Raw genomic sequence first — 24,572 nt, forward strand, 5'->3', positions numbered from 1 at the left:
GGCTTCATGACCGCACGCCCTCGCCCCTTTTCCCGAGCTTTTACGCGCCGAATCGCGCCCTTGCTGCCGCTTCCCCTTGGCGCGTGCAACTGGGTGGTCATGTCCCCCGCAGGCGATGTCGCAATGCAGCAGCGCGACCTGATCATCATTTCGACGCTGCTCATGCTGCTCATCATCCTGCCGGTGATGGCCACGACGATCTGGTTCGCCTGGCGCTACCGGGAAAAGGCGCAGGCTAAGGATTATGACCCCGACTGGGACCATTCGACCAGCCTTGAGCTGCTGATCTGGTCGGCCCCGCTGCTGATCATCATCGCGCTCGGCGCCATCACCTGGACCAGCACGCACCTGCTCGATCCCTACCGCCCGATCGAGCGCATCGATGCCGCGCGCAAGGTCGAACCGGCGGCCAAGCGCCTCCAGGTCGAAGTCGTCGCGCTCGACTGGAAATGGCTGTTCATCTACCCTGAACTCGGCATTGCCACAGTCAACGAACTCGCCGCGCCCGTCGATCAGCCGATCGAGTTCAAGATCACCTCGGCGACGCTGATGAACAGCTTCTTCGTCCCCGCGCTCGCAGGACAGATCTACGCCATGCCCGGCATGCAGACGGTCCTCCACGCCGTCGCCAACAAGCCCGGCACTTTCGAAGGCTTCTCCGCCAACTATTCCGGCGCAGGCTTCTCCAACATGCGCTTCCGCTTCAAGGCGATGGACCAAGCCGGGTTCGACAAGTGGGTTGCGCAGGTAAAGGCCAGCAACGCAAATCTCGACCGCGCCACCTATGTGAAGCTGGAGCAGCCGAGCAAGAAGGTCCCGCCCATGTATTTCGCGGGCGTCGAACCAAAGCTCTTCCACGCCGCCCTCAACATGTGCGCCCAGCCGGGCAAGCGCTGCATGGATAAGGTCATGATGACCGACATGATGGGCGGTGCTGGCAAGGAATCGGCGCGCGACACCGAAGGCCTGCGTCATGACGGCACTATCGATGTCGGCGGCTACCATCCGGTCGAGCCGGGCAAGAAGGGCGAGATTGCGCAGCCTGCGGGAATGACGCCTGCGGCAGAGCGCACGCCTGCTGCGCAGGGGCATGAAGCGCCGGCGCAGAAGGATGCCGATGGGCATGCGCATCATGGTCGGTAAGCCCCTCATATCACCCCTCCCCTTCAGGTCGAACGGAGGCACGCGACTCCGTTCGAGGGCCGGGGGTGGGGGAGCGCCCCAAGCGCCGCATTATCCGGCCAATCCCCACCCCAACCCCTCCCCTCAAGGGGAGGGGCTTAAGATAATCTCCTCTTCCTCCCTCCCAAGGTCCTGACCCCCATGTCCCCCCATCCCGCATCCGAAAATAGCGGCATCTGGAAACTGATCTTCGGCCGCCTGGACTGGAGCGCCGTCCCGATCCACGAACCGATCGTCATGGGCACCTTCGTCGCGGTCGTAATCGGCGGCATCGCAGTCCTTGGCCTCGTCACCAAATACCGCCTCTGGGGCATGCTGTGGCGCGACTGGTTCACGACCGTCGATCACAAGCGCATCGGCATCATGTACATGATCCTCGGCCTCATCATGTTCCTGCGCGGTTTCGCCGATGCGCTCATGATGCGCCTGCAACAGGCATGGGCCTTCAACGGCTCGGAAGGCTATCTGAACGCCCACCATTATGATCAGATCTTCACGGCCCATGGTGTGATCATGATCTTCTTCGTGGCCATGCCGATGATCACCGGGATCATGAACTATATGGTCCCGCTGCAAATCGGCGCACGCGACGTCAGCTTCCCCTTCCTCAATAATTTCAGCTTCTGGATGACGACGGCGGGCGCGGTCATCACCATGATGTCGCTGTTCGTTGGCGAATTCGCGCGCACGGGCTGGCTGGCCTATCCACCGCTGTCAGGCATCGCTTACAGCCCGGGCGTCGGCGTCGATTATTATATCTGGGGCCTTCAGATAGCAGGCATCGGCACGCTGTTATCGGGCGTCAACCTGATCGCGACCATCGTGAAGATGCGCGCGCCGGGCATGTCGATGATGAAGCTGCCGATCTTCGTCTGGACCTCGCTCTGCTCCAACATCCTGATCGTCGCGGCATTCCCCGTGCTGACCGCCGTTCTCGCGCTGCTCAGCCTCGACCGCTATGTAGGCACGGCCTTCTTCACCAACGACATGGGCGGCAACCCCATGATGTATGTGAACCTCATCTGGATCTGGGGCCATCCGGAGGTCTACATCCTCATCCTGCCGCTGTTCGGCGTGTTCAGCGAAGTCACCTCGACCTTCTCGTCGAAGCGCCTCTTCGGCTATTCCTCGATGGTCTATGCGACGGTCGTCATCGCGATCTTGAGCTATCTCGTCTGGCTGCACCACTTCTTCACCATGGGCTCGGGCGCCAGCGTCAACAGCTTCTTCGGCATCACGACGATGGTCATTTCCATCCCGACCGGGGCCAAGCTCTTCAACTGGCTGTTCACCATGTATCGGGGGCGCATCCGTTTTGAACTGCCGATGATGTGGACGGTCGCCTTCATGCTGACCTTCGTGGTCGGCGGCATGACCGGCGTGCTGCTCGCGGTTCCACCAGCGGACTTCGTGCTGCACAACTCGCTGTTCCTGATCGCGCACTTCCACAACGTGATCATCGGCGGCGTGCTGTTCGGCCTGTTCGCGGCGATCAACTATTGGTGGCCCAAGGCGTTCGGGTTCAAGCTGGACCGCACCTGGGGCGTGCGGAGCTTCTGGCTGTGGGTCGTGGGCTTCTGGGTCGCCTTCATGCCACTCTATATCCTCGGCCTGATGGGCGTCACCCGCCGCATGCGCGTGTTCGATGATCCCTCGCTCCAGATCTGGTTCCAGATCGCGGCGTTGGGCGCCCTCATGATCGCTGCTGGCATCGCCTGCATGTTCATCCAGTTCGGCGTCTCCATCATGAACCGTGACAAGCTGCGCGACACGACCGGCGATCCATGGGACGGCCGCACGCTCGAATGGGCGACCAGTTCGCCGCCGCCGGATTATAACTTCGCCTTCACCCCGGTCATCCATGATGGCGACGCATGGGCGGACATGAAGAAGCGCGGCTATCAGCGCCCGCTCTCCGGCTATAAAGCGATCCACATGCCCAGCAATACGGGCACCGGCGTCATCATCGCGGGCCTGTCGGTCGCCTTCGCGGTCGGCATGATCTGGTACATGTGGTGGCTCGCGGGCCTAAGCTTCATCGGTATCCTTGCCGTCACGATCGGCCACACCTTCAACTACAAGCGCGACTTCTACATCCCCAAGGATGTGGTGGAGCGCACCGAGGGCGAGCGCACGCGTCAACTCGCCATGCAGGGCTGAACCAACATGGCAAGCGCACCTACGATTGACCCCGCCTTCCTCGACAAGGACGGCAATCCGCTCTTCCACCTGGAACATGAGCCCCACCATCCGGAAGGCTCCAGCACCATGCTGGGCTTCTGGATCTACCTGATGAGCGACTGCCTCATCTTCGCCTGTCTCTTCGCCACCTATGCAGTGCTTGGCGGCAGCTATGCGGCGGGGCCGAGCCCCAAGGACCTGTTCGACCTGCCGCTGGTCGCGCTCAACACCGCGATGCTGCTCTTTTCATCCATCACCTATGGCTTCGCGATGCTGGCGATGGAAAAGAACCGCGTGGCGGCCACGCAAGGCTGGCTCGCCATCACCGGCCTCTTCGGCCTCGCCTTCCTGTCGATCGAACTGTACGAGTTCGCGCACCTCATCCATGAAGGCGCGACCCCGATGCGGTCGGGCTTCCTGTCGGCCTTCTTTACGCTGGTGGGCACGCACGGCCTCCACGTCACCTTCGGCACGATCTGGCTAGTGACGCTGATGGTGCAGGTTGCGAAGAAGGGCCTGATCCCCGCCAACCAGCGCCGCCTCATGTGCCTGTCGATGTTCTGGCACTTCCTTGACGTCGTCTGGATCGGCGTCTTCACCTTCGTCTATCTCATGGGGATGCTGCGATGAGCGCGCACGGCCACAGCCATCACGACGATCATCATGGGCAGGCGCCTGCCCATGGCACCTTCGGCAGCTACATGATCGGGTTCGGCCTGTCGGTAATCCTGACGGCCATCCCCTTCTGGCTCGTCATGACCGGCGTGCTGGGCGATCCGCAACTGACCGCCTTCACCATCATGGGTTTCGCGGTCGTTCAGATCCTGGTCCACATGATCTACTTCCTGCATATGAACACCCGTTCGGAAGGCGGCTGGACGATGCTGGCGCTGATCTTCACGATCGTGCTGGTCGTCATCACCCTGTCGGGATCGATCTGGGTCATGTATCATCTCAACCATAATATGATGCCGCAGATGGATATGAGCGTGCATGACATGAGCCAGATGCCGTGACAGACCCCCAACCCCGCCGTCGCTCGGCGGGGTTCCTGATCATCTTCTCGATGACCGCCGCCCTGGCGGTCGCGGGGCTGGTCAGTCTTGGCGTCTGGCAAGTGCATCGCCTGGCATGGAAGCGCGACCTGATCGCAAAGGTCGAAAGCCGGGTCCACGCCGCGCCTGTCCCGGCGCCCCCTTCAGCCAGCGACAAAGACGCCTACACCCGAGTGATCGCGACCGGCCACTTCCTGCATGACCGCTCCACGCTGGTGCAGGCATCGACAGCGCGAGGCGCAGGCTTTTGGGTGCTGACCCCGCTTGTCACCGATGGCGGCTTCACCCTGCTCGTAAACCGGGGCTTCGTACCGCCGGAAGCCCGCACCCGCTTTTCCAGACCATCTGGTCAAGTCCGCGTGACCGGCCTGATGCGCCTCAGCGAACCGGGCGGCGGCTTCCTGCGCTCTAACGATCAGGCCGCAAATCGCTGGTATTCACGCGACGTTGCCGCCATCGCCGCCGCGCGCCGACTTCACGCGCCGGTCGCCAATTATTTCATCGATGCCGAACGCAGCGGCCCGCCAGCATCCCTTCCCATAGGCGGCCTGACCGTCCTTACCTTCCCCAACAGCCACCTTTCCTATGCCCTCACATGGTTCGCGCTGGCGGCGATGGCGGCTGGCGCCTACATCTTCGTCATGCGCCATGAATGGAAGGAAAGACGGTCTTGAAGCGGTGGCTGTCCACCGGCGCCCGCCTGCTGCCCAGCCAATGGCCAGCGGACGCGGCCGGGCGCAAGAATATGGCGCTGCTCGCCCAGCTCCGCTGGATCGCGATCGCGGGGCAGGTCGCGACGATCCTCTTCGTGCATTGGGGCATGGGGATCAGCTTGCCTGTCGCCGCCATGCTGCTGGTCGCCTCGATCGGGGCAGCGGTGAATGTCGCCACCTTTGCTACGCTGCGCCGCCGTACCGACGTTGCGCATATCGAACTGTTCCTGGCGCTCGTCTTCGACGTGCTCTTGTTGACGACGCAACTGTATCTCAGCGGCGGCGCGACCAATCCCTTCATCGCGCTCTACCTGCTTCAGGTGGCGCTGGGCGCGGTGCTGCTCGATCGCTGGAGCATCTGGGGCATCGTCCTCCTGTCGCTGCTCTGCGCGGCGATGCTGTCTCTCGTCTACCGGCCGCTGGAGCTTACCGACGCGCTGGAGGGGCGCCTCTTCGACCTGCACATCCTCGGCACCTGGATCTGCCTCGCCATGATCGCGGTGCTGCTGGTCCTTTTCATGAGCCGGGTAACGCGAAACCTCCAGGCCCGCGAAGCCTATCTCGCCCAATTACGCCAGCAAGCGGCGGAGGAAGAACATATCGTCCGCATGGGCCTACTAGCCTCCGGAGCCGCTCATGAACTCGGCACCCCCCTCTCCCAACTGGCCGTCGTGCTAGGCGACTGGCGCCACATGCCCGAAATCACCGCGCACCCCTCGCTTCTCGAGGAAGTCGGCGAGATGCAGACCGCCGTCCAACGCTGCAAACAGATATTGACAGGCATTCTCATTTCCTCAGGAGAAGCCCGAGGCGAAGCTCCAAAAATCACGCCAATTCGCGATTTCATTCTTGAAATCGCCCAAAGCTGGCGCTCCACCAACCCCACCATCCCCCTCCGCTGCGATTTCGGCCCCCACGATTATCCCCGCATCATCGCCGATCCCGTCATCCGCCAAGCCATCACAAACCTCCTCGACAATGCCCGCGAAGCTGGCGCCACCTACATCGACCTGCTCGTCGGGCGGGACAGCAACTCGCTCAACATCGCCGTCCGCGACAATGGTAAGGGCTTCAGCGAACAAATGCTCGCGGACTTCGGCAAACCCTACCGCTCCAGCAAAGGCAAACAAGGCAGCGGCCTCGGCCTCTTCTTGGTCGTCAACGTGGTCCGAAAACTCGGCGGCAACGTCTCCGCCAGCAACGGCGCAGACGGCGGCGCGCTCATCCTGCTCCGCCTCCCGCTCAGCACGGTCGCCTTCGAAGAGGAGTTGCCCCATGGAGGATGACCGACTGCTGGTCCTTGTCGAGGATGACGAAGCCTTCGCCAAAACGCTCAAGCGCTCTTTTGAACGGCGCGGTTATCAGGTCCTGACCGCTGACAACCATGCCACCCTTCTCGCCCTGCTCGAGAAGCACCGTCCCCATTATGCAGTAGTCGATCTCAAGCTTGCATCTGAGTCCGGCCTGGTTTGCGTCCAGACGCTGCATGCCCATGATCCGGAAATGCTGATCGTCGTCCTGACCGGCTTCGCCAGCATCGCGACCGCTGTCGAAGCGATCAAGCTCGGCGCGTCGCACTATCTCGCCAAGCCCTCAAACACGGATGACATTGAGGCAGCATTCGCCCGGTCGACTGGCGACCCATCAACGCCCCTCGCCCCACGTCCAACATCGATCAAGACGCTTGAGTGGGAGCATATTCATGAGGTGTTGAAGGACAGCGAATTCAACATATCAGAAGCAGCGCGCCGCCTCGGCATGCATCGCAGGACGTTGGCACGAAAGCTCGCCAAGCGGCAGGTCGGCTGATGCAAGAATGGAGCGGGTGAAGGGAATCGAACCCTCGTCGTAAGCTTGGGAAGCTTCTGCTCTGCCATTGAGCTACACCCGCAACGCCGCCGGGATTAGCGGCTGATCCAGGGAAGGTCAACGATCTCCCTTAGCCCCGCCAAAAAGCTCCCGGCATGGGCTCTTCTCCCCAAACCCTTCAAAAATATGCGTTAGTTAATAGAGCGATATGGGCTGAGTGACAGATTGACGGTTCACCGGCGGAACGATGAACCGTTCGGGGTGTTTGTCAGTTTTCAGGAGATACAATAACTTAATGGGGAACTTATGAACACGGCGGCGCCGGAGGACTCTGGAAACCGCTTCGAATTGCTTGTCCAGAGCGTTACTGATTACGCGATCTACATGCTCTCAACCAATGGCACGATTGTTAGTTGGAACGCAGGAGCGCGCCGGTTCAAGGGATATGAGGCCGAGGAGATTGTCGGCCAACATTTTTCCCGCTTCTACACCCCGGAAGATCAGGCGGCGGGCATCCCTGCCCTTGCGCTCGAAACCGCGGAGCACGAAGGGCGGTTCGAAGCCGAAGGATGGCGCGTGCGCAAGGATGGCGGGCGCTTTTGGGCAAGCGTCGTCATCGACCCCATCCGCGACTCCGCAGGCAAGTTGATCGGCTTTGCCAAGGTGACGCGCGACCTCACGGAACGGCGCACTGCCGAAGAAGCGCTCAAGGCAAGCGAGGAGCGCTTCCGCCTGCTGGTGGAAAGCGTCACCGACTATGCGATTTATATGCTCGACCCGGTGGGCACCATCACAAGCTGGAACGCAGGCGCAGAGCGATTCAAGGGATACACCGCGGACGAGATACTCGGCCAGAATTTTTCCCGCTTCTATTCGGAAGAAGACCGCATGGCCGGAATACCCTCCCGCGCTCTTGAAACGGCGACCCGAGAAGGACGGTTCGAGGCGGAAGGATGGCGCATTCGCAAGGACGGGTCGCGCTTCTGGGCCAACGTCGTCATCGACGCCATTCGCAACCCCATGGGCCACCTCATAGGCTTCGCCAAGATCACGCGCGATCTGACCGAGCGGCGGGAATCTCAACTGGCACTCGAAGAAGCGCGCGAAGCCATTTTTCAGTCGCAGAAGATGGACGCGATCGGCAAGCTGACGGGCGGGGTCGCTCATGATTTCAACAACTTGCTCGCCGTCATCATGGGAAGCCTGGACCTTGCAAGGCAGCGGCTGCAAACCGGAGCCGATATTTCGCGCTATATCGACAATGCGATGACGGCGGCCGATCGCGGGGCCATCTTGACCCAGCGCATGCTGGCCTTTGCCCGGCGTCAGGAGTTGAAACTGGCCAGCATCGATTGCATCGCCCTGGTGCGAAACATGGCCGGGCTGCTGAAATCGACCTTGGGTTCCACCGTTACGATCGAGACCCGTTTCCCCCTGTCCCTCAGCGCCGCGCATGCAGACCCGGCGCAGCTGGAACTGGCGCTGCTGAACCTTGCCGTAAACGCCCGCGACGCGATGCCGGGGGGCGGCCGGATCATTGTTGAAGGTGCCGAGGCTCATCTTACGGCGGAACAACGGCCTGATTTGCCCTGTGGTCATTATGTCCGCCTTTCGGTCATCGACGAGGGGGAAGGCATGGATGAACATACCCTCGCCCGGGCTCGTGAGCCGTTCTTCACCACCAAGGGCGTAGGCAAAGGCACCGGCCTCGGCCTTTCCATGGTCCACGGCTTTGCCCAGCAGTGCGGCGGGTCGCTGATCATCTCAAGCGAGCCGGGACAGGGCTCGACTGTCTCGCTCTGGCTTCCAGTGGCTGATGATGAGATTGACGCGGAGGAGGACGAGCGCCAGAGCCTGACCATCGTTGAGCCCACAGATCAGCCGCTCGTCATATTGGCGGTCGATGACGATGACTTGGTTCTCACAAACACGGCGGGCATGCTCGAGGAATTGGGACATACCGTGTTTCAGGCAGGGTCAGGAGCGGATGCTCTACGAATGCTGACCGAGGGGGACGTTGATCTAGTCATCACGGACCACGCAATGCCTCATATGACGGGAGCGCAACTGGCAGACGTCCTGACTGAAAGCCATCCCGGCCTGCCCGTCATCATCATCACGGGATATGCCGAACTGCCCCCTGGCGCCACAAAACGGCTGAGGCTCGACAAGCCATTCAAACAGGCCGATCTAGCGCGCATGGTGGCCTTGGCCCATCATGATCGGGCCGCTGACCGGGTGATTCCGTTTGGGCGATCAGAAGGCTTTTGATCGACCCAATCATTTCTTCAGCGTCTCCCACTTTGGCACGCTAAGGGCGGGAACTCTGCTCACTATCGCCATCAATTTTCTCAAAAATGCTGCTATAATGACTAAGTTATGATGCTGGCCGTCCAGAAACGCGGAGTGCGCCCGAGGACATGAATATCACCCCAAATTTTGCCAGTCCGTTGGGCGAATGTCCGGACAACGTCGCCACCCTAAGCCCGACATCGCATTTCTTCACTTCGCTGCGCACTCGCCTGCATTATGTCGATTGGGGAAACCGCTCCGCACCCACATTGATCCTGTTGCACGGCGCCCTGGATCATGCGCGCAGTTGGGATTGGACGGCTCGGGCACTTGCGCGGGACTTCCATGTCGTGGCTCCTGATCTTCGGGGCCATGGCGACAGCGCCTGGTCTACCGAGGGCACCTATTTGACGGCGGACTTCGTCTACGACCTCGCCCAGCTTGTGGAGCAGGTGGAGCGGGACAAGGTTGTTCTGGTGGGCCATTCGTTGGGCGGATCTATAGCCTTGTGCTATGCAGGCCTCTTCCCGGAGCGCATCGACCGCCTGGTCGCGATTGAAGGGCTGGGCCTTTCCCCGGAGAGGCTTAAGGACAAGGCAGCCCATCCCGCACCCGATCGCTGGCGCGAATGGATCGAGCAGCGCCGCGCGAGCGCTCGCAAGCAGCCTCGTCACTATCCCACGCTCGAAGCGGCAGTCGCGCGCATGCGGGAACGGAACGATCACCTGTCAGGAGAACAGGCGCTGCATCTGACGGTTCATGGCGTGAACCGAAATGAAGATGGCAGCTATGATTGGAAGTTCGATCCATATCTTCGCCAAACGCCGCCGCAAGACATGGTTGGAGATGATCTACCGCAGTTCTGGTCGCGGGTTCACTGCCCAGTACTCCTTTGCTTGGGTCTGGACAGTTGGGCATCGAATCCCGTGAATGACGGCAGGGCAGCGCACTTCCGTGATGCGCGACTGGTGGAATTTGGCGAAGCCGGACACTGGTTGCACCACGACCAGTTTGACGCATTCCTTGCAGAACTACGCGCCTTCCTTTGATTGGAAGGATGCAAGGGCAGCAATGTACTGCGCCTTCAATTGCTCTATGAACGAAGCGGCGGGCTGAATTTTCTCGACCGCGCCTATTCCTTGGCCCGCCCCCCAAATGTCGCGCCAGGCCTTTTTCTCATCCTCGGCCATCGCGGCGATATCCATGTCGGCGGCATTCGTCAGCTTGTCGGGGTCCAGCCCGGCTGCTGTAATGCTAGGTCTCAGATAATTGCCATGCACGCCGGTGAAGTGATCCGAATAGACGATGTCGGCGGCGCTACTGTCTACGATCATCTGCTTATATTTGAGGTCGGCGTTCGCTTCTTCCGTCGCGATGAAAGCAGAGCCCATATAAGCCAGATCAGCCCCCATCATGCGGGCAGCGGCAATCGCTCGGCCGGTTGAGATCGCACCTGACAGGATCAGAGGGCCGTCAAACCATGCGCGGATTTCTTCCACCAGCGCGAACGGCGACAATGTGCCCGCATGGCCCCCTGCCCCTGCGGCAACCGCAATCAGGCCGTCCGCCCCCTTTTCGATCGCCTTCCTCGCGAACATGTTGTTGATGACATCGTGGAACACAAGGCCACCATAGCTGTGGACCGCTTCGTTGACGTCGGCACGAACGCCCAGCGAGGTAATCACGATCGGGACGCGATATTTCACGCAGAGAGCTAGGTCCTCCTCCAACCGGGCATTTGTCTTATGGACGATAAGGTTGACCGCGAAAGGCGCATCATCCTCAGTCAGTTCCCGGCGGAGAAGTTGAAGCCACTCTTCGAACACGCCTGAAGGCCGTGCGTTGAGCGAAGGAAATGAGCCCACAATGCCAGCGCGACATTGAGCGATCACAAGCGCGGGCCGGGACACGATGAACATCGGAGACGCTATCAGCGGCAAGGATAAACGATCTTCAAGCAGCTTTGGCAAAGTCATCAATCGGCCTTATTCGTCGTTGGCTCTGGCACCCCTTATCGGCTGCCACCTTTGGTCTTCGCGATATTGGACACTCGCTATCAGAAACAGCGCTAATCCCGCACAATCTTAAGCAATCTGCGTTCGACGGGCGCAAGAATGCCCTGAAGTTCAGCGCCTCGTTTTAAAATGCCTCCGGCCTCCCCGATCAGCGCCCACATTCCTTGCCGGTGACGGAGCGAAGGCCGCTTCTCGATGCGATATTCCGGGCGTTCGGCGGCCCGCCGAAAGGCGGAAAAAACTGCTGCATCACAACCGAGATCGATCGCATAGTCCCGCCAATGCCCAGCCGACACCATCCGGCCGTAAAGATCCATAATGCGCTGCAATTCCAGTCGGTCGAACCCCGTCTGTCCCATCGGATTGGCTTGAGATGGGAACGGGGTCACATTGCTCATCAGGCGCGACCACGCTCCTGGAACAAGGGGATATCATTATCAGGGGATTCATGAGCCCCTTCCTGCCGCTGCTCCAGCAGCTCTGCCAGACGCTTCTGCAACTGCTCGATTTCTTGCTGAAGCTGTTCCAGCTTATATTTTTCCGGATCATGGCAATCGCTACAGGGCGTGCCATAGGGCAGGAATTCGCGCTGATAAGCGGTCACATCAACGACCATTTGCCGAGCCGGAATACCGACCATCGTCGCGCCGTCGGGCACATTTTTCGTGACCACTGCGTTAGCACCCACCCGCGCGCGCGCGCCGACATGTACAGGACCAAGCACCTGCGCGCCCGATCCGACGATAACTCCAGCGGCCAGGGTCGGGTGCCGCTTGCCTGCAATGCCGTTCGCAGGGTCGGTGCCGCCAAGCGTTACATTCTGATAAAGAGTGACATCGTCACCGATTTCAGCCGTTTCACCAATCACTGTGAAGCCGTGGTCAATGAAGAAACGCTTGCCGATGCGCGCACCGGGATGGATGTCGTTACCGGTGAGAAAGCGGGAAAAATGATTGACCGCGCGCGCCATGAAATAGAGCCTAAGGCCGTAGAGGCTGTGCGCGACGCGATGAAACCCAAGAGCCCAAACCCCCGGGTACAGGAGGATTTCAGCCCGCGAGCGCGGAGCGGGGTCACGCGATTTGACCGAGTCTAAATAGCCAATAAGATTGCGCAGCATGCAGCAGCCCCTGAAAACCGAAGGCTACTACATAGGCCTGCAATAATCCATTTTCCAGATGCGTGGCTATTTCGGCTTCTGACCATAAAACAGAATGTTTCTTGGAGAGCTATGATATACCAAGCAATGCGGTAGACAATCAACAGGGGCCTTTGAATGACCGATCCCATCCTCGCTCATCTCAGCGAACTTCTACCCTTTATCCTGATCGGTTTCGGAGCCCAAATGATCGATGGGGCTTTGGGAATGGCGTACGGCGTGATTTCCAGCACCCTGCTTCTGGCATTGGGCGTGCCGCCAAGCAGAGCGTCCGCCAGCGTACACGCCGCCGAAACTTTCACGACCGCTGTCTCGGCCATAAGCCACATCGCCCACCGGAATGTCGATTGGCGGCTATTTTCACGCCTCATCATTCCCGGCGTCATTGGCGGCGTGACAGGAGCCTACATTCTTTCAAACATCGACGGATCAGTGATCAAGCCTTTCGTTCAACTCTACCTGACCGCAATCGGCGTTTATCTGATCTGGCGCGGCTTTCATCTGCCACCCCATCCACGAGACCCGAAGTGGGTGGCACCACTTGGCCTCGTCGGCGGTTTCATGGATGCCTCGGGCGGCGGCGGCTGGGGGCCGATCGTCACTTCCAATCTTCTGATTCAAGGGTCCAGTCCGCGGCACACGATCGGCACCGTCAACACCGTCGAGTTCGTTCTGACGCTGGCGATTAGCCTGACATTCATCCTTCATCTGGGCTGGCAGGCCTTTACGACCTACACCGTCGGCCTGTTACTCGGAGGCATAATAGCGGCACCCTTTGGCGCAATGCTTGCCCGTCACGTCGCACCTCGGATGCTATTCACAGCGGTTGGCACAATCCTGACGCTTACGTCCCTGTTCGGCGTAGCCAAATGGCTTGGATATATCGGCTGACGCTCTTATCTTCGGCTTTCTAATCGAGAAAGGCGATCGATGTCGAGTTACATGCCCACGCTGAAGCAGCTGCAATATCTTGTTGCGCTGAAGCAGCACGGGCATTTCGGCAAGGCGGCCGACAGCTGCTATGTCACGCAATCCACGCTTTCGGCGGGTATCCGCGAACTGGAATCGCTGATCGGCGTGACGCTGGTTGAACGGACGCGAAGGGTGGTGCGCTTCACCGCTCTGGGCGACCGTATCGTGGAGAAAGCGCATCGCGTTCTGCGCGAAGCGGAGGAACTTGCGGCTATCGCCGAAGCCTCGGGCAAGCCGCTCACCGGCGAGTTGCGCATGAGCGTCATCCCGACAATCGCGCCTTTCCTGCTACCTCGCCTGCTCCCCCGCTTGCGGGCGGATAGGCCCGAACTCAAGCTTTACCTCCGGGAGGAAACGACGCAGACCGCGATCGAGTCACTTCGTCACGGCAACGTGGACTGTGTCCTCCTTGCCCTGCCCTTTCCCACCGGGGAGTTGGACAGCGAACTGCTGTTCCAGGACCGGCTATATGTCGCATTTCCTCAAGACGATCCCCGCGACCCGCCCGAGTGGGTGGCGCCTGACATGATCGATGAGACGAAGCTGCTTTTACTGGAAGATGGTCATTGCCTGAAGGACCATGCTCTTGCCGCGTGCAATCGCCCCGAAATCCGTTCGAGCGCGATGATGATGGGCACCTCCCTCCATACGCTGGTTCAGATGGTCGATAATGGCCTTGGTATGACGATCATGCCGGAAATGGCCATTACGGGCGGAATATTGGATCACACACAGATCGCCGTACGGCCTCTGCGATCCGACCGGTCGCACCGTGACATTGCTTTGGTCTGGCGCAAGAATAGTCCGAGGGAAAAGGAATTTCGCCTGCTCGCCGAGCTTCTGCGCGATGCCGCCGATTTACCGCAATCCAGTGTAGCCGCCTGATCTTCAGCGGGTCCAATCGCGCGCCTTCGCCTCATCCTCAACCCGCGCCTCCACCCAGGCGGCCGCCCCATCGGCAAAATACTCCTTCTTCCAGAAGGGCGCGTCAGACTTCAGCCAATCGATCAGAAAGGCGCAACTTTCCAGCGCGGCCGCCCTATGTCGCGATGCCGTGCCGACAAAAACGATGTGTTCGCCTGGATTGAGCTTTCCAAAGCGATGAATCACGCGCACGGCCAAAAGCGGCCAACGCGCGGTCGCTTCATCGACTATCCGCTCGACCTGAGCTGCCGTCATCGCCGGATAATGCTGAAGCTCGAGTGAAACTAGCGCATTATCGCCGCGCACGACCCCTGTGAAACTGGCAACGCCCCCGCCTCCCGCAGCTTCCAGCAGCGCCAACTCGGCGCCTACGTCGAAATCCTCAATCTGGATGGAAACACGGTTCATCCGCCGGTGACCGGCGGAAAGATCGCTAGCTCGTTCGCTTGCCCGATCACTGTTTCAAGCGGCACAAAGCGCTGATCCAACGCTGCGCGCAGCCGCCCCGTATCACCCAAAGCTTCAGAATAGCGGCCTCCACGTTCCGCAAGCTGCGCAATCAGATTTGCGACACTCATGTCGGCGGCGGGCCGATCGACTTGTTCACCGTCGCAGCCGATAATTTCTCGCACCCAGGCGAAATAGAGGATTTCGAGTTTAACCACGCATCAGTCCATATGCTTGATACCGACCCGCAGATAGTCCCAACCGGTAATCAAAGTCAGTATTGCTGCGGCCCAGAGGGTCACGATACCCAGCAACTGAACCAAGGGAAATGCGGGAACCGCGCCCGCCAGGATCAGGGCGCCCAAGGCTATCAGCTGAAAGGTGGTTTTCCACTTGGCCAGGCGGGACACCGGCACCGAAACCTGAAGACCCGCCAGAAACTCACGCAACCCCGACACGGCGATTTCGCGCAATAGTATGATCATGGCGGCAGCGATGTGGATACCCGCGATGTCGCGAGTGGCGGCCAACATCAGAATAACTGCGCCAACCATGATCTTGTCGGCGATGGGATCCAGAAAGACGCCCAGCTTCGAAACGGTCCCTTGGGCTCGCGCCAGATAGCCATCGAAATAGTCGGTGATGCCCATCAGGCAATAAAGCCCGAAGGCAAAGGCATAGCCAGTCGTCCAGCGAGCACCGACCTCTGCGGGCCAGAGCAACGCGACAAGCAACGGGACGGTCAGTATCCGCGAAAGCGTCAGCAGATTGGGCAGCGTCAGCATGGCGGCGGACTGCCACAGTCCGCCGCGTAGCACAAGCAGCCGTGATGAGGGCCTCGACCGCTTCTCATTCGGATGCGTTGGACAGCCGACGCGGCAGCCGCTAGACCCCGCTCCGCTCGTCCACAGCGAAGAAGACCTTCTTGCCTATGCAAGCCTCACTCAGGCTCCTTAACAAGCGACGTTTCCTGCCGCTTTTCGTCACTCAATTGCTCGGGGCCTTTAACGACAACCTGTTCAAAAATGCGATGGTGCTGTTCGTCGTGTACAGCGTTTATAATGACGAACGGTCGGAAACCTGGTTCAGCGCGTTGGCGACGGGCATATTCATCCTGCCATTTTTCCTCCTGTCCGCGCTGTCAGGCCAACTCGCCGATCAGCGGGACAAGGCCGTCATCATACGATATGTAAAAGCAGCCGAGATCGCCATAATGCTGGTTGGCGCCATTGGCCTGGGGCTGATCTGGAGCGGCATAGCGATCCATGGCGTGGCCATTCCGCTGTTGCTCTGCGCACTCTTTGCGATGGGCGTCCATTCCACTTTCTTCGGCCCGATCAAATACGCCATCCTGCCTCAGCACCTGCACGACGACGAAGTGCTCGGCGGCACAGGCCTCGTGGAGGCTGGAACCTATATCGCCATCCTTGCCGGAACGATCCTGGCGGGCCTGATTCCCGTGGAGGTCGCAGCCATCGGCATCGTCGTGACAGCTGCGATCGGCTATGTGGCAGGCCGAGAAGTGCCGCCCGCGCCTTCATTGCTTGAGCGGCAGCCAATCGACTTCCACATCATCCGGTCATCGATCGCGCTGGTGCGGGGTACAATGCATATCCGGCGCCTCTATCTGGCCATCATGGCAATCAGCGTCTTCTGGGCCGTCGGCTCAATCCTGTTCATCCAGTTCCCGCCGCTCGTCAAAAATGTGCTGGCAGCGGACAAGTCAGTGGCCAGCTTGTTCCTGGCGATCTTTTCCGTGGGCATCGCCATTGGGTCGATCGCGATCAACCGGCTGCTGCAGGGGCATGTGTCAGCGCGTTACGCACCCGCATCCGTCATTGGCATGGGTCTGTGCATCGTCGCGTTTCACATTGTGTGTGATCTATGGACACCTGACGGAAGCGGCGCGATGCTCTCGCTCAAGGGCTTTCTTGCCCATCCCCTGGCGCTAGCATTATCGGCATGCCTGCTTGGTGTGGCGACATTCGGCGGCATGTTCGTGGTGCCGCTTTATGCATTCCTCACGACGACGGTCGAAAAGTGCGAAGCTGCCCGCACCGTAGCCGCAAACAACATCGTCAATTCAGGCGCCATGGTTCTGGGATCATTTTTTGCAATTGGCCTAAGCATCGCAGGCATGTCTGTCATAGACCAGCTTTTGCTGGTGGCCGCGCTATGCCTCCCCTGCGCATGGATCGCATGGACGCTTCACAAAGCCTGCGACTGAGGCCGGATCAGAAGATAAAGCTGTAAAAGGCGGTGAAGAATGCGCAGAAGCTCAGAACAAACAGCTTCCAGTCGCTCTCATCCGAGGTAGAGGCCGAAGCGTCTTCCACCTTCAGGACGTGACGCGGCAGCCGCTGACGAAAGGCATGGCGGGCAGCTTCGTTCGTAAGGATAAGCGGACGCGTTCGCATGGCATCGAGTTAACGCCTGATTCACTATTTCGGCCACCCATTATCGTGGTTAACCCGAGAGTGTCCCGAGACAGGACGCTATTGACTGTATCAATCTGATAATACAGCATGCTGGAGCCAATGAAAGATCCCCTGCCCGCGCCTCAGCCCGATCAGCCACCCCGCGAGTTCGGAGCAGGGCCACCCAGCGCCTTCGTTCCATCCACGCCATGGCGAAAGCGGCTGCATGTCACAGGATGGATCGTCGCCGGGCTGCTCGCACTGCTGATGCTCGTGATAGCCTGGCTTGCAGTCACCGCACCGCTTTCGCGATCGTTGAAGCCGATCGCGCCGCCAAGCGTCAGCCTCATGTCCGCCGACGGTCATCTCATCGCCCGTCGCGGCGCGATAATCGATCGCCCCGTTTCGATGGCAGATCTGCCCAAACATGTGCCTCAAGCCTTCATGGCGATCGAAGACCGGCGCTTTTACAGTCACTGGGGCGTCGATCCGCGAGGGATAGTACGAGCCGCCTGGCACAATCTATGGTCGGACGGTTCGTCGCAGGGAGGGAGCACCATCACCCAACAGCTTGCCAAGGGGGTGTTCCTTTCCAGCGACAGAACGTTCGGACGAAAAGCCCGGGAGGCGCTGATTGCCTTCTGGCTGGAAGCATGGCTGACCAAGGATCAGATTTTCGAACGCTATTTGTCGAACGTTTATTTCGGCGACAATGTCTATGGATTGCGCGCCGCTTCGCTGCACTATTTCAGCCGCCAGCCCGAACGGCTCACCATTCCGCAGGCCGCGATGCTCGCGGGATTGCTGAAGGCGCCATCTCGCCTCGCGCCGACCGCGAACCTGAAAGGAGCACGGGAGCGCGCCGCTCTGGTGACGCAGGCGATGGTGGACGCTGGCTATATCAGCAAGGCCGAACGCAACGAGCTGCGCCCAGCGCGGCTGGAAGTGCGTGAAACGCCGGATCCGACGACTGGCACCTATTTCGCCGACTGGGTACTGCCCGAGGCGCGTGACCGCGCGGGCGCGGTTTATGGAGCGCAGACTGTTCCAACGACGCTCGACTGGCGGATCCAGCGCCTGGCCGAAGCCGCAATTCGCCGAGCGCCTCTAGGCCAAGCCGAAGCAGCTCTGGTGGCGATGAAGCCCGATGGCAGCGTGGTGGCCATGGTCGGCGGCAAAAATTATCGCGCGAGCAGCTTCAATCGGGCCGTGCAAGCAAAGCGGCAGCCCGGATCGACCTTCAAGCTCTTCGTATATCTGGCCGCATTCCGATCCGGAATGACGCCGGAGGATTTTATCGAGGACACGCCGATCACCAGCGGGACCTATCGGCCCGCCAACCACGGCGGCAAATATCGCGGCCGCATCACCTTGCGTCAGGCATTCGCGGCGTCGAGCAATGTGGCGGCAGTCAGATTGACGCAAAAAGTGGGCGTCGATGCTGTCATAAAAGTCGCGCGCGACCTGGGCATCGCGGCACCGCTGACAGAAGATCTCAGCCTTGCGCTAGGCACGTCCGAAATCCCGCTCATCCAGCTCGTGCAGGCTTATGCCACCGTAGCGGCGGGTGCCTATCCCGTCATCGCCCATGGCCTGCCTCCCGAAGAACAGGGGTGGTTCGGCCGCCTGATGAGCCGTCAGCGTCATTTCAGCCAGGATCAGCTGGAGATGATCCGCGACCTGTTGTCGTCGGCCGCAAACCGGGGAACGGGCAGCGCAGCGGCACTTCGCACCAGCACATTCGGCAAGACGGGAACCACCCAGGATAGCCGTGACGCGATCTTCGTCGGATATGCCGGTGGGTTGGTGACGGCCGTCTGGATCGGCAATGACGATAATGCTCCGCTCCCCGGCGGCGCGGCAGGCGGCGGCGTTCCTGCGCGCATCTGGCGAAACTTCATGGCCGGAGCAATCAACGAACCTGTCGAAACACCGCCCGAACAACAGGATAGCGACCTCGTCAACGCAATCGCGAATGTGACGGTGGAAGGAGGCCTGGGCAATATGAGCCTTGGTGTCGATGACAATGGTGTTTCGGTCAACATAGGCCCCAATCAACTGCGCCTGCCCATCGGCCAGCCTGAAGCGCCGCCCTCCCCCGCCGTCCCCGCTACGCCGCCGCCGCGGATCGTGCCGACACAGCCGACCGATGGAGGCCAGGAACCTTGACGTGATTGATGCCTGAGGGGGGCTGGCGGCATGCCACGGCGCGACGACATGCCGCCAATGCCGCAGCCAAACTGCGAATAATCTACCGATGATATCTGCGGCCTTTCTCAGGCGCCCTAGCTGCCCTAAAGGGGAAGCATGAGCGCCCCCCTCTACAACAAGGACATATTGCGCCTCGCTGCCAGCATCCCGCATCACCGGCGACTGGCAGAGCCGCAGGCAACCGTGGAAAAACGATCGCCCACTTGCGGATCACGAGTGACAGCAGACGTAAGAATGGAAGGCGGCAAGCTGGTTGAGCTAGGTCTGGACGTTAAAGCCTGCGCACTCGGTCAGGCTTCGGCTGCGCTTATGTCGGCTCAGGCAATTGGCCTGACAGCAGCCGAACTCGAGACCGCGCGAGACAGGCTGGCCGCCTATCTCGCTGGCGAGGGCGATGATCTGGATTTCTGGCCGGGGTTGACCGTCCTCGCTCCCGCCCGTGGATATCCGGCGCGTCACGCCTCGATCCGGCTGAGTTTCGAGGCGGTGGCAGAAGCCGCCCGCGTGGCGGAGGCCTGATGCCTACTCCCCCTGCTGCGGCGGCGCATGCGCCCCTCAACGCAACCGACCTCCTGCTGTCCGAAGGCGTAATCCTGCTGGGCGCGGCGGTGCTGTTCGTCATGCTCTTCCGCCGCTTCGGCCTTGGCGCAGTTCTTGGCTATCTGGTTGCAGGGGCGTTGGTCGGCCCACAGGGTCTTGGCCTTGTAGGCGGGGCGGAATCGAAGCTGGCGATTGCCGAAATTGGCATTGTCCTGTTGCTTTTCCTCGTCGGTCTTGAACTTCACCCGGCGCGGCTCTGGCGATTGAAACGCGACATCTTCGCCCTCGGCCTTGCCCAGGTGGTGATGTGCGGTTTGGCTTTGACCGCCATCATCTATTTTTCGACCGGCTTCACCTGGGGCGCAGCTATTGCGCTCGGCCTCCCCTTGGCGTTGTCTTCCACGGCACAGGTTCTGCCCAGCCTTAAAAGCAGTGGACGCATTAACTCTCCTTTTGGCGAGAAAGTCTTTTCGATCCTGCTTTTTCAGGATCTGTCGATCGTCCCGCTAATCACCATCGTGGCGGCGTTGTCACGCAACCCTGCGGATGTGGGAGGTCCGCCAGGCATACAGCTTGCGGGCTATACGGTTGCTGCCATTGCAGGACTGGTACTGGCTGGTCGTTTCATCCTGCGCCCTTTGCTTCAGCTAGTGGGACGGTTGGGCGAGCGTGAACTCTTCGTGGCAGTCGGATTGTTCACGGTTCTTGCCGCTGCTGCCCTCATGCATGCGCTTCACCTGTCCACGGCGCTGGGCGCGTTCGTCGCAGGCGTGATGCTGGCCGATTCTCCCTATCGGCATGAGATAGAAGCGGATGTAGAACCATTCCGCTCTATCCTGCTGGGCCTTTTCTTCCTAGCGGTCGGGATGGTGTTGGACCTGCATGCCGTTGCGGCGAACCCTTTGTTCGTCATCGGCATGGCGGCGATGCTCGTCATGACAAAGGCATTGCTGATCACCGGCCTTGCCCGGCTGTTCGGCATGGAATGGACGCAGGCGATCGGTGCAGGCCTGTTACTCAGCCAGGGCGGCGAGTTCGGCTTTGTTCTTTTCGCCCAGGCGCAAAACGCCCTTTTGATAGCTCCTCAGGGTGCCAGCCTGTTCAGCGCGATTGTGACCTTTTCCATGGCCACGACGCCATTTCTCATGCTCTTTGCCCGAAGGTTGGAGTTCGCGCAGCCGAAAGGTCAGCGAAATCCCGCTGGCCCGGACGAGGCCACGCGCGGAACCGCGATCATCGTGGGCTACGGGCGTTTTGGACAAACTGTCGCCCAGATGCTGATGGGGCACGGGTTCGAAGTCGTTCTGATCGACAAGAAGCCCGCCCAGATCGAGGTTTCGAGCCGGTTCGACATGAAAGTCTATTATGGCGATGGCACGCGAATCGATTTGCTCCGCCGATCGGGAGCCGAGGAAGCCCGCTTGATCGCTTTCTGCCATGACGATCCGTCGCTGGACAGCCGTGTGCTGGAACCTATCGCCGAGGCATTCCCTCAAGCAGCACTTCTTGTCCGCGCCTTCGACCGGCGGCAATTGCTCGCGTTGAAGGATATGGATCTTGCAGGGATTGTCCGTGAGGTTTTCGAATCCGCCATTTGCATGGGAATCCAGGCGATGGACACGCTGGGCGTGCCGCAGGCGGAAATAGAAGAGGTTGAACGCAAATATCGCGAAAATGATGATCAGCGGCTGACGGTCCAGGGCGAGCAAGGGACGTTGCTGGCCGCCAAGGAACTGATGTTCAGGCCCGGCAGGCGGATGCGTCTGATGGCTCGGGGAGAAGAAGAGGAAAACGCATGATCCCGGTCCTGGCCTCGCTTTCCGCGGCGCTCGCCATCGCTGCGGGCGCTTTTGGTGCCCATGGCGCATCCAGCCATGAAGCGGCCGAATGGTTGCGGACTGGCGGCTTATATCAGTTGATCCACGCAGTTGCCGCACTGACGCTGGCTAATGGAGCGCGCGGCCCGGCGTCGCTGCTTCTGATGGGCGCCGCGATCTTCGCGTTCACCCTCTATGCCATGGCCATGGGAGGTCCGCGTTGGCTGGGTGCTGTGACGCCTATCGGTGGCACGTTGATGATTGCGGGGTGGTTGTGGGCAGCTTGGGCTTATTGGCGCGCCTGACAGGCCGCCCTTGCCCCCAAACCCGCCCACGCATAGATTGAACCCATATGGCCGAACACCATCATCATCACGAACCCACTGGCGCAAGCCTGGCCGACGCAGCCCGCAACGCGCTGGAAGCTCAGAACGAGCAGTGGACGCCCATGCGTGCTGCGATATTCGATGCGCTGGCTGCCGAAGAAAAGCCGACGTCGGCCTATGACATTGCCGACAGCGTTTCCAAGGTTCGGGGAAAGCGAGTGGCGCCTAACAGCGTCTATCGTATCCTCGACCTGTTCGTGGCGAACAACATCGCCATGCGCGTGGAAAGCGCGAATGCCTATATCGCCAACGCCCATCCGGGTTGCCATCACGATTGCATCTTCCTCGTCTGCCGCAACTGCAAGGAAGCGACCCATGTCGATAATGATGTGGTGACGAACGACGTTCGCGCCGTGGCGGAACATCAAGGATTCCGGGCAGAACGGCCCGTGATCGAGATACTCGGAACCTGCGCCAAGTGCGTAGCGTGAAGCAGGCGTTGCGCTTTGATCAGGAACGGCCTAGCGCGCTTGGGAGTCTATGCCTTTAATGAATGACAGTCCCACAACGCCGCTGCTCGACCAGATAAACTGGCCCGCGGATCTGCGCACGCTCAAGCCCGAGCAACTGCCTCAGCTTGCCGATGAACTCCGGCAGGAAGTGATTTCTGCCGTCGGGGTGACTGGCGGCCATCTGGGATCGGGGCTGGGAGTGGTCGAACTGACGACCGCTATCCATTATGTTTTCGACACGCCCAATGACAAGCTGGTCTGGGATGTGGGCCACCAATGCTATCCGCATAAGGTGCTGACCGGTCGGCGCGACCGCATCCGAACCCTTCGCCAGGGCGGCGGCCTTTCGGGCTTCACCAAGCGGGCCGAAAGTGAATATGACCCCTTCGGCGCCGCTCATAGTTCGACATCCATCAGCGCGGCACTGGGATTTGCCGTTGCCAGCAAGCTCGCAGGAAAGCCGGGCAAGGGCATAGCAGTGATTGGTGATGGCGCCATGTCGGCAGGCATGGCGTATGAAGCCATGAACAACGCGCGTGAGGCCGGAAACAGGCTGATCGTGATCCTGAACGACAATGACATGTCGATCGCGCCTCCTGTGGGCGGCCTTTCCGCCTACCTTGCTCGCTTGGTATCGAGCCGCGAATTTCTGGGCCTGCGCGACCTTGCCAAGCGGCTCGCACGCAAATTGCCCCGCCCTCTCCACAATGCCGCCCGCAAAACCGATGAGTTTGCTCGCGGTATGGCAATGGGGGGCACCTTGTTCGAGGAACTGGGCTTTTACTATGTCGGCCCTGTCGATGGCCATAATCTCGATCAGCTGATACCCGTTCTGGAAAATGTCCGTGATGCCGCTGAAGGGCCGTGCCTCGTTCATGTCGTGACCCAGAAAGGCAAAGGCTACGCCCCTGCTGAAGCGGCGGCGGATAAATATCATGGCGTCCAGAAGTTCGACGTCATCACCGGGACGCAGGCAAAGGCGCCTCCGGGGCCGCCTAGCTATACTACGGTGTTTGCCAACGCCCTGGTCGCCGAAGCCCGGCGCGACAGCACTATCTGCGCGATTACCGCTGCCATGCCGTCGGGTACGGGTCTCGACAAGTTTGCGGAGGCTTTTCCAGAGCGTTCGTTCGACGTTGGAATTGCTGAACAGCATGCGGTGACCTTCGCTGCCGGGCTTGCGGCACAGGGCATGCGGCCTTTCTGCGCCATCTATTCGACCTTTCTCCAGCGCGCCTATGATCAGGTCGTGCACGATGTCGCGATCCAGAATCTCCCGGTGCGCTTTGCTATCGATCGGGCCGGGCTGGTGGGTGCAGACGGTTCGACTCATGCGGGCAGCTTCGACATCACCTACCTCGCCACGCTTCCCAATATGGTCGTTATGGCGGCTTCCAACGAAGCGGAGCTGGTGCACATGGTCCACACCTGCGCCGTTTATGACAGCGGGCCGATCGCCGTCCGTTATCCGCGCGGCAATGGCGTGGGCGTGCCGTTACCGGCGACGCCCGAGAAGCTAGAGATCGGCAAGGGACGAATCGTCCGGGACGGCCGACAGGTCGCCATATTGTCGCTCGGCACCCGTCTGGAGGAAGCGTTGCGCGCCGCTGAGGCCTTGGAAGCGAAAGGACTGTCCACGACTGTGGCGGATTTGCGGTTCGCCAAGCCATTGGACGAAGCGATGATCCGTCGCCTGCTCACCACGCATGAAGTTGCCGTGACGGTAGAGGAAGGCGCCATCGGGGGCTTGGGCGCCCATGTATTGACGCTGGCGAGTGATCTGGGGCTGATCGACAATGGCCTGAAGCTGCGCACTCTGCGCCTGCCGGATGTTTTCCAAGATCAGGACAAGCCGGAACTGCAATATGCAGACGCGCGGCTGGATGCGGCGGCGATCATCGACACCGTACTGACGGCGTTACGGCATAACAGCGCCGGAATAGCGACAGAAGCCCGGGCATAAAGCAACCAAATGGTTGCATATCTGGAAGCAGAACGCA

At 60.4% G+C, this 24,572-nt stretch carries 25 protein-coding genes and 1 tRNA gene; 18 read left to right on the forward strand and 8 right to left on the reverse strand.

The features are described 5' to 3' along the window. Positions 1-6: 6 nt before the first annotated feature. The 7 genes from cyoA to ACZ5YV_RS05845 all read left to right on the forward strand — a co-directional run bounded on the left by cyoA (position 7) and on the right by ACZ5YV_RS05845 (position 6,940). Positions 7-1,143, forward strand: coding sequence for a ubiquinol oxidase subunit II (gene cyoA / locus ACZ5YV_RS05815; protein ID WP_464789159.1), 1,137 nt, complete (start codon positions 7-9; stop codon positions 1,141-1,143). 180 nt (positions 1,144-1,323) lie between these two features. Continuing rightward, positions 1,324-3,342, forward strand: coding sequence for a cytochrome o ubiquinol oxidase subunit I (cyoB, locus tag ACZ5YV_RS05820; RefSeq protein WP_464788968.1), 2,019 nt, complete (start codon positions 1,324-1,326; stop codon positions 3,340-3,342). A 6-nt stretch (positions 3,343-3,348) separates the two neighbouring features. Beyond that, positions 3,349-3,993: a cytochrome o ubiquinol oxidase subunit III gene (cyoC, locus tag ACZ5YV_RS05825; RefSeq protein ID WP_464788969.1), complete on the forward strand. Its 645-nt coding sequence runs from the start codon at positions 3,349-3,351 to the stop codon at positions 3,991-3,993. Next, positions 3,990-4,379 carry a cytochrome o ubiquinol oxidase subunit IV gene (gene cyoD, locus ACZ5YV_RS05830; protein ID WP_464788970.1) on the forward strand — a complete coding sequence of 130 codons (390 nt, stop codon included), beginning with the start codon at positions 3,990-3,992 and terminating at the stop codon, positions 4,377-4,379. Before cyoC ends, cyoD begins: the two co-directional genes overlap by 4 nt. A 50-nt stretch (positions 4,380-4,429) precedes the next feature. Next, positions 4,430-5,092, forward strand: a complete 663-nt coding sequence (locus tag ACZ5YV_RS05835; protein ID WP_464789160.1) for an SURF1 family protein — start codon at positions 4,430-4,432, stop codon at positions 5,090-5,092. Then, a complete protein-coding gene (locus tag ACZ5YV_RS05840) occupies positions 5,089-6,417 on the forward strand; it encodes an ATP-binding protein (protein ID WP_464788971.1) in 1,329 nt (442 codons plus the stop codon). Before ACZ5YV_RS05835 ends, ACZ5YV_RS05840 begins: the two co-directional genes overlap by 4 nt. After that, positions 6,407-6,940: a response regulator transcription factor gene (locus tag ACZ5YV_RS05845; RefSeq protein WP_464788972.1), complete on the forward strand. Its 534-nt coding sequence runs from the start codon at positions 6,407-6,409 to the stop codon at positions 6,938-6,940. Before ACZ5YV_RS05840 ends, ACZ5YV_RS05845 begins: the two co-directional genes overlap by 11 nt. Before the next feature lie 8 nt (positions 6,941-6,948). Here the strand turns inward: ACZ5YV_RS05845 and ACZ5YV_RS05850 are convergent. Then, positions 6,949-7,022 (reverse strand) — tRNA-Gly (locus tag ACZ5YV_RS05850). Positions 7,023-7,246: 224 nt separating this feature from the next. Here ACZ5YV_RS05850 and ACZ5YV_RS05855 point away from each other — a divergent pair. Further along, positions 7,247-9,211: a hybrid sensor histidine kinase/response regulator gene (locus tag ACZ5YV_RS05855; protein ID WP_464788973.1), complete on the forward strand. Its 1,965-nt coding sequence runs from the start codon at positions 7,247-7,249 to the stop codon at positions 9,209-9,211. A gap of 149 nt (positions 9,212-9,360) precedes the next feature. Further along, on the forward strand, positions 9,361-10,281 hold the full coding sequence (locus ACZ5YV_RS05860; RefSeq protein ID WP_464788974.1) for an alpha/beta fold hydrolase: 921 nt from the start codon (positions 9,361-9,363) through the stop codon (positions 10,279-10,281). On the opposite strand, the gene ACZ5YV_RS05865 is transcribed toward ACZ5YV_RS05860, so the two are convergent. From ACZ5YV_RS05865 to epsC, 3 genes are all read right to left on the reverse strand, one after another. Beyond that, the gene (locus ACZ5YV_RS05865) at positions 10,264-11,208 is read right to left on the reverse strand and encodes an NAD(P)H-dependent flavin oxidoreductase (RefSeq protein ID WP_464788975.1); all 945 of its coding nucleotides are present in this window, start codon (positions 11,206-11,208) and stop codon (positions 10,264-10,266) included. The two genes, ACZ5YV_RS05860 and ACZ5YV_RS05865, sit on opposite strands and share 18 nt — an antisense overlap. A 92-nt stretch (positions 11,209-11,300) precedes the next feature. Continuing rightward, positions 11,301-11,645 (reverse strand): DUF2794 domain-containing protein, encoded by a 345-nt coding sequence (locus ACZ5YV_RS05870; protein ID WP_464788976.1) that lies wholly within the window; start codon positions 11,643-11,645, stop codon positions 11,301-11,303. Further along, positions 11,645-12,367: a serine O-acetyltransferase EpsC gene (epsC, locus tag ACZ5YV_RS05875; RefSeq protein WP_464788977.1), complete on the reverse strand. Its 723-nt coding sequence runs from the start codon at positions 12,365-12,367 to the stop codon at positions 11,645-11,647. Before epsC ends, ACZ5YV_RS05870 begins: the two co-directional genes overlap by 1 nt. 156 nt (positions 12,368-12,523) lie before the next feature. Here epsC and ACZ5YV_RS05880 point away from each other — a divergent pair, with 156 nt between their 5' ends. Beyond that, positions 12,524-13,297 (forward strand): sulfite exporter TauE/SafE family protein, encoded by a 774-nt coding sequence (locus tag ACZ5YV_RS05880; RefSeq protein ID WP_464788978.1) that lies wholly within the window; start codon positions 12,524-12,526, stop codon positions 13,295-13,297. Between the two features lie 39 nt (positions 13,298-13,336). Next, a complete protein-coding gene (locus tag ACZ5YV_RS05885) occupies positions 13,337-14,263 on the forward strand; it encodes a hydrogen peroxide-inducible genes activator (protein ID WP_460987871.1) in 927 nt (308 codons plus the stop codon). Positions 14,264-14,266: 3 nt separating this feature from the next. Here the strand turns inward: ACZ5YV_RS05885 and ACZ5YV_RS05890 are convergent, their stop codons facing one another. From ACZ5YV_RS05890 to pgsA, 3 genes are read right to left on the reverse strand one after another with little or no spacing between them, the layout of a single operon-like run. Further along, complete coding sequence (locus ACZ5YV_RS05890) at positions 14,267-14,710, reverse strand: molybdenum cofactor biosynthesis protein MoaE (protein WP_464788979.1); 444 nt, start codon at positions 14,708-14,710, stop codon at positions 14,267-14,269. Next, entirely contained in the window at positions 14,707-14,967 is a 261-nt protein-coding gene (locus ACZ5YV_RS05895; RefSeq protein WP_464788980.1) for a MoaD/ThiS family protein, read from the reverse strand. Before ACZ5YV_RS05895 ends, ACZ5YV_RS05890 begins: the two co-directional genes overlap by 4 nt. Positions 14,968-14,970: 3 nt before the next feature. Further along, complete coding sequence (gene pgsA / locus ACZ5YV_RS05900; RefSeq protein WP_460987868.1) at positions 14,971-15,534, reverse strand: CDP-diacylglycerol--glycerol-3-phosphate 3-phosphatidyltransferase; 564 nt, start codon at positions 15,532-15,534, stop codon at positions 14,971-14,973. A 146-nt stretch (positions 15,535-15,680) separates the two neighbouring features. On the opposite strand from pgsA, the gene ACZ5YV_RS05905 reads away from it, so the two are divergent. After that, complete coding sequence (locus ACZ5YV_RS05905; protein ID WP_464789161.1) at positions 15,681-16,976, forward strand: MFS transporter; 1,296 nt, start codon at positions 15,681-15,683, stop codon at positions 16,974-16,976. Between the two features lie 7 nt (positions 16,977-16,983). Here ACZ5YV_RS05905 and ACZ5YV_RS05910 read toward each other — a convergent pair whose 3' ends face one another. Then, positions 16,984-17,166: a hypothetical protein gene (locus tag ACZ5YV_RS05910; protein WP_464788981.1), complete on the reverse strand. Its 183-nt coding sequence runs from the start codon at positions 17,164-17,166 to the stop codon at positions 16,984-16,986. Between the two features lie 108 nt (positions 17,167-17,274). Here ACZ5YV_RS05910 and ACZ5YV_RS05915 point away from each other — a divergent pair, with 108 nt between their 5' ends. From ACZ5YV_RS05915 to dxs, 6 genes are all read left to right on the forward strand, one after another. Further along, positions 17,275-19,335: a transglycosylase domain-containing protein gene (locus ACZ5YV_RS05915; RefSeq protein WP_464788982.1), complete on the forward strand. Its 2,061-nt coding sequence runs from the start codon at positions 17,275-17,277 to the stop codon at positions 19,333-19,335. A 138-nt stretch (positions 19,336-19,473) separates the two neighbouring features. Next, positions 19,474-19,896 carry an iron-sulfur cluster assembly scaffold protein gene (locus ACZ5YV_RS05920; RefSeq protein WP_464788983.1) on the forward strand — a complete coding sequence of 141 codons (423 nt, stop codon included), beginning with the start codon at positions 19,474-19,476 and terminating at the stop codon, positions 19,894-19,896. Then, entirely contained in the window at positions 19,896-21,716 is a 1,821-nt protein-coding gene (locus ACZ5YV_RS05925; RefSeq protein WP_464788984.1) for a cation:proton antiporter domain-containing protein, read from the forward strand. Before ACZ5YV_RS05920 ends, ACZ5YV_RS05925 begins: the two co-directional genes overlap by 1 nt. Then, positions 21,713-22,039 carry a DUF423 domain-containing protein gene (locus ACZ5YV_RS05930; RefSeq protein WP_464788985.1) on the forward strand — a complete coding sequence of 109 codons (327 nt, stop codon included), beginning with the start codon at positions 21,713-21,715 and terminating at the stop codon, positions 22,037-22,039. Before ACZ5YV_RS05925 ends, ACZ5YV_RS05930 begins: the two co-directional genes overlap by 4 nt. Before the next feature lie 47 nt (positions 22,040-22,086). Further along, on the forward strand, positions 22,087-22,551 hold the full coding sequence (locus ACZ5YV_RS05935; RefSeq protein ID WP_464788986.1) for a Fur family transcriptional regulator: 465 nt from the start codon (positions 22,087-22,089) through the stop codon (positions 22,549-22,551). A gap of 49 nt (positions 22,552-22,600) precedes the next feature. Beyond that, on the forward strand, positions 22,601-24,535 hold the full coding sequence (gene dxs / locus ACZ5YV_RS05940) for a 1-deoxy-D-xylulose-5-phosphate synthase (RefSeq protein ID WP_464788987.1): 1,935 nt from the start codon (positions 22,601-22,603) through the stop codon (positions 24,533-24,535). Positions 24,536-24,572 lie beyond the last annotated feature (37 nt).

This window comes from Sphingobium sp. TomTYG46 (assembly GCF_055396345.1).

Excerpts from the sequence above, each read along its gene's own strand:
- cyoB (WP_464788968.1), top strand. The coding sequence starts at position 1,324 with ATGTCCCCCCATCCCGCATCCGAAAATAGCGGCATCTGGAAACTGATC.
- ACZ5YV_RS05930 (WP_464788985.1), top strand. The coding sequence starts at position 21,713 with ATGATCCCGGTCCTGGCCTCGCTTTCCGCGGCGCTCGCCATCGCTGCG.
- ACZ5YV_RS05925 (WP_464788984.1), top strand. The coding sequence starts at position 19,896 with ATGCCTACTCCCCCTGCTGCGGCGGCGCATGCGCCCCTCAACGCAACC.
- ACZ5YV_RS05855 (WP_464788973.1), top strand. The coding sequence starts at position 7,247 with ATGAACACGGCGGCGCCGGAGGACTCTGGAAACCGCTTCGAATTGCTT.
- ACZ5YV_RS05835 (WP_464789160.1), top strand. The coding sequence starts at position 4,430 with ATGACCGCCGCCCTGGCGGTCGCGGGGCTGGTCAGTCTTGGCGTCTGG.
- ACZ5YV_RS05880 (WP_464788978.1), top strand. The coding sequence starts at position 12,524 with ATGACCGATCCCATCCTCGCTCATCTCAGCGAACTTCTACCCTTTATC.
- ACZ5YV_RS05870 (WP_464788976.1), bottom strand. The coding sequence starts at position 11,645 with ATGAGCAATGTGACCCCGTTCCCATCTCAAGCCAATCCGATGGGACAG.
- ACZ5YV_RS05890 (WP_464788979.1), bottom strand. The coding sequence starts at position 14,710 with ATGAACCGTGTTTCCATCCAGATTGAGGATTTCGACGTAGGCGCCGAG.
- cyoA (WP_464789159.1), top strand. The coding sequence starts at position 7 with ATGACCGCACGCCCTCGCCCCTTTTCCCGAGCTTTTACGCGCCGAATC.
- ACZ5YV_RS05905 (WP_464789161.1), top strand. The coding sequence starts at position 15,681 with ATGCAAGCCTCACTCAGGCTCCTTAACAAGCGACGTTTCCTGCCGCTT.
- pgsA (WP_460987868.1), bottom strand. The coding sequence starts at position 15,534 with ATGCTGACGCTGCCCAATCTGCTGACGCTTTCGCGGATACTGACCGTC.
- ACZ5YV_RS05845 (WP_464788972.1), top strand. The coding sequence starts at position 6,407 with ATGGAGGATGACCGACTGCTGGTCCTTGTCGAGGATGACGAAGCCTTC.
- epsC (WP_464788977.1), bottom strand. The coding sequence starts at position 12,367 with ATGCTGCGCAATCTTATTGGCTATTTAGACTCGGTCAAATCGCGTGAC.
- cyoC (WP_464788969.1), top strand. The coding sequence starts at position 3,349 with ATGGCAAGCGCACCTACGATTGACCCCGCCTTCCTCGACAAGGACGGC.
- ACZ5YV_RS05935 (WP_464788986.1), top strand. The coding sequence starts at position 22,087 with ATGGCCGAACACCATCATCATCACGAACCCACTGGCGCAAGCCTGGCC.
- ACZ5YV_RS05920 (WP_464788983.1), top strand. The coding sequence starts at position 19,474 with ATGAGCGCCCCCCTCTACAACAAGGACATATTGCGCCTCGCTGCCAGC.
- ACZ5YV_RS05860 (WP_464788974.1), top strand. The coding sequence starts at position 9,361 with ATGAATATCACCCCAAATTTTGCCAGTCCGTTGGGCGAATGTCCGGAC.
- ACZ5YV_RS05910 (WP_464788981.1), bottom strand. The coding sequence starts at position 17,166 with ATGCGAACGCGTCCGCTTATCCTTACGAACGAAGCTGCCCGCCATGCC.
- ACZ5YV_RS05885 (WP_460987871.1), top strand. The coding sequence starts at position 13,337 with ATGTCGAGTTACATGCCCACGCTGAAGCAGCTGCAATATCTTGTTGCG.
- dxs (WP_464788987.1), top strand. The coding sequence starts at position 22,601 with ATGCCTTTAATGAATGACAGTCCCACAACGCCGCTGCTCGACCAGATA.
- ACZ5YV_RS05865 (WP_464788975.1), bottom strand. The coding sequence starts at position 11,208 with ATGACTTTGCCAAAGCTGCTTGAAGATCGTTTATCCTTGCCGCTGATA.
- cyoD (WP_464788970.1), top strand. The coding sequence starts at position 3,990 with ATGAGCGCGCACGGCCACAGCCATCACGACGATCATCATGGGCAGGCG.
- ACZ5YV_RS05915 (WP_464788982.1), top strand. The coding sequence starts at position 17,275 with ATGCTGGAGCCAATGAAAGATCCCCTGCCCGCGCCTCAGCCCGATCAG.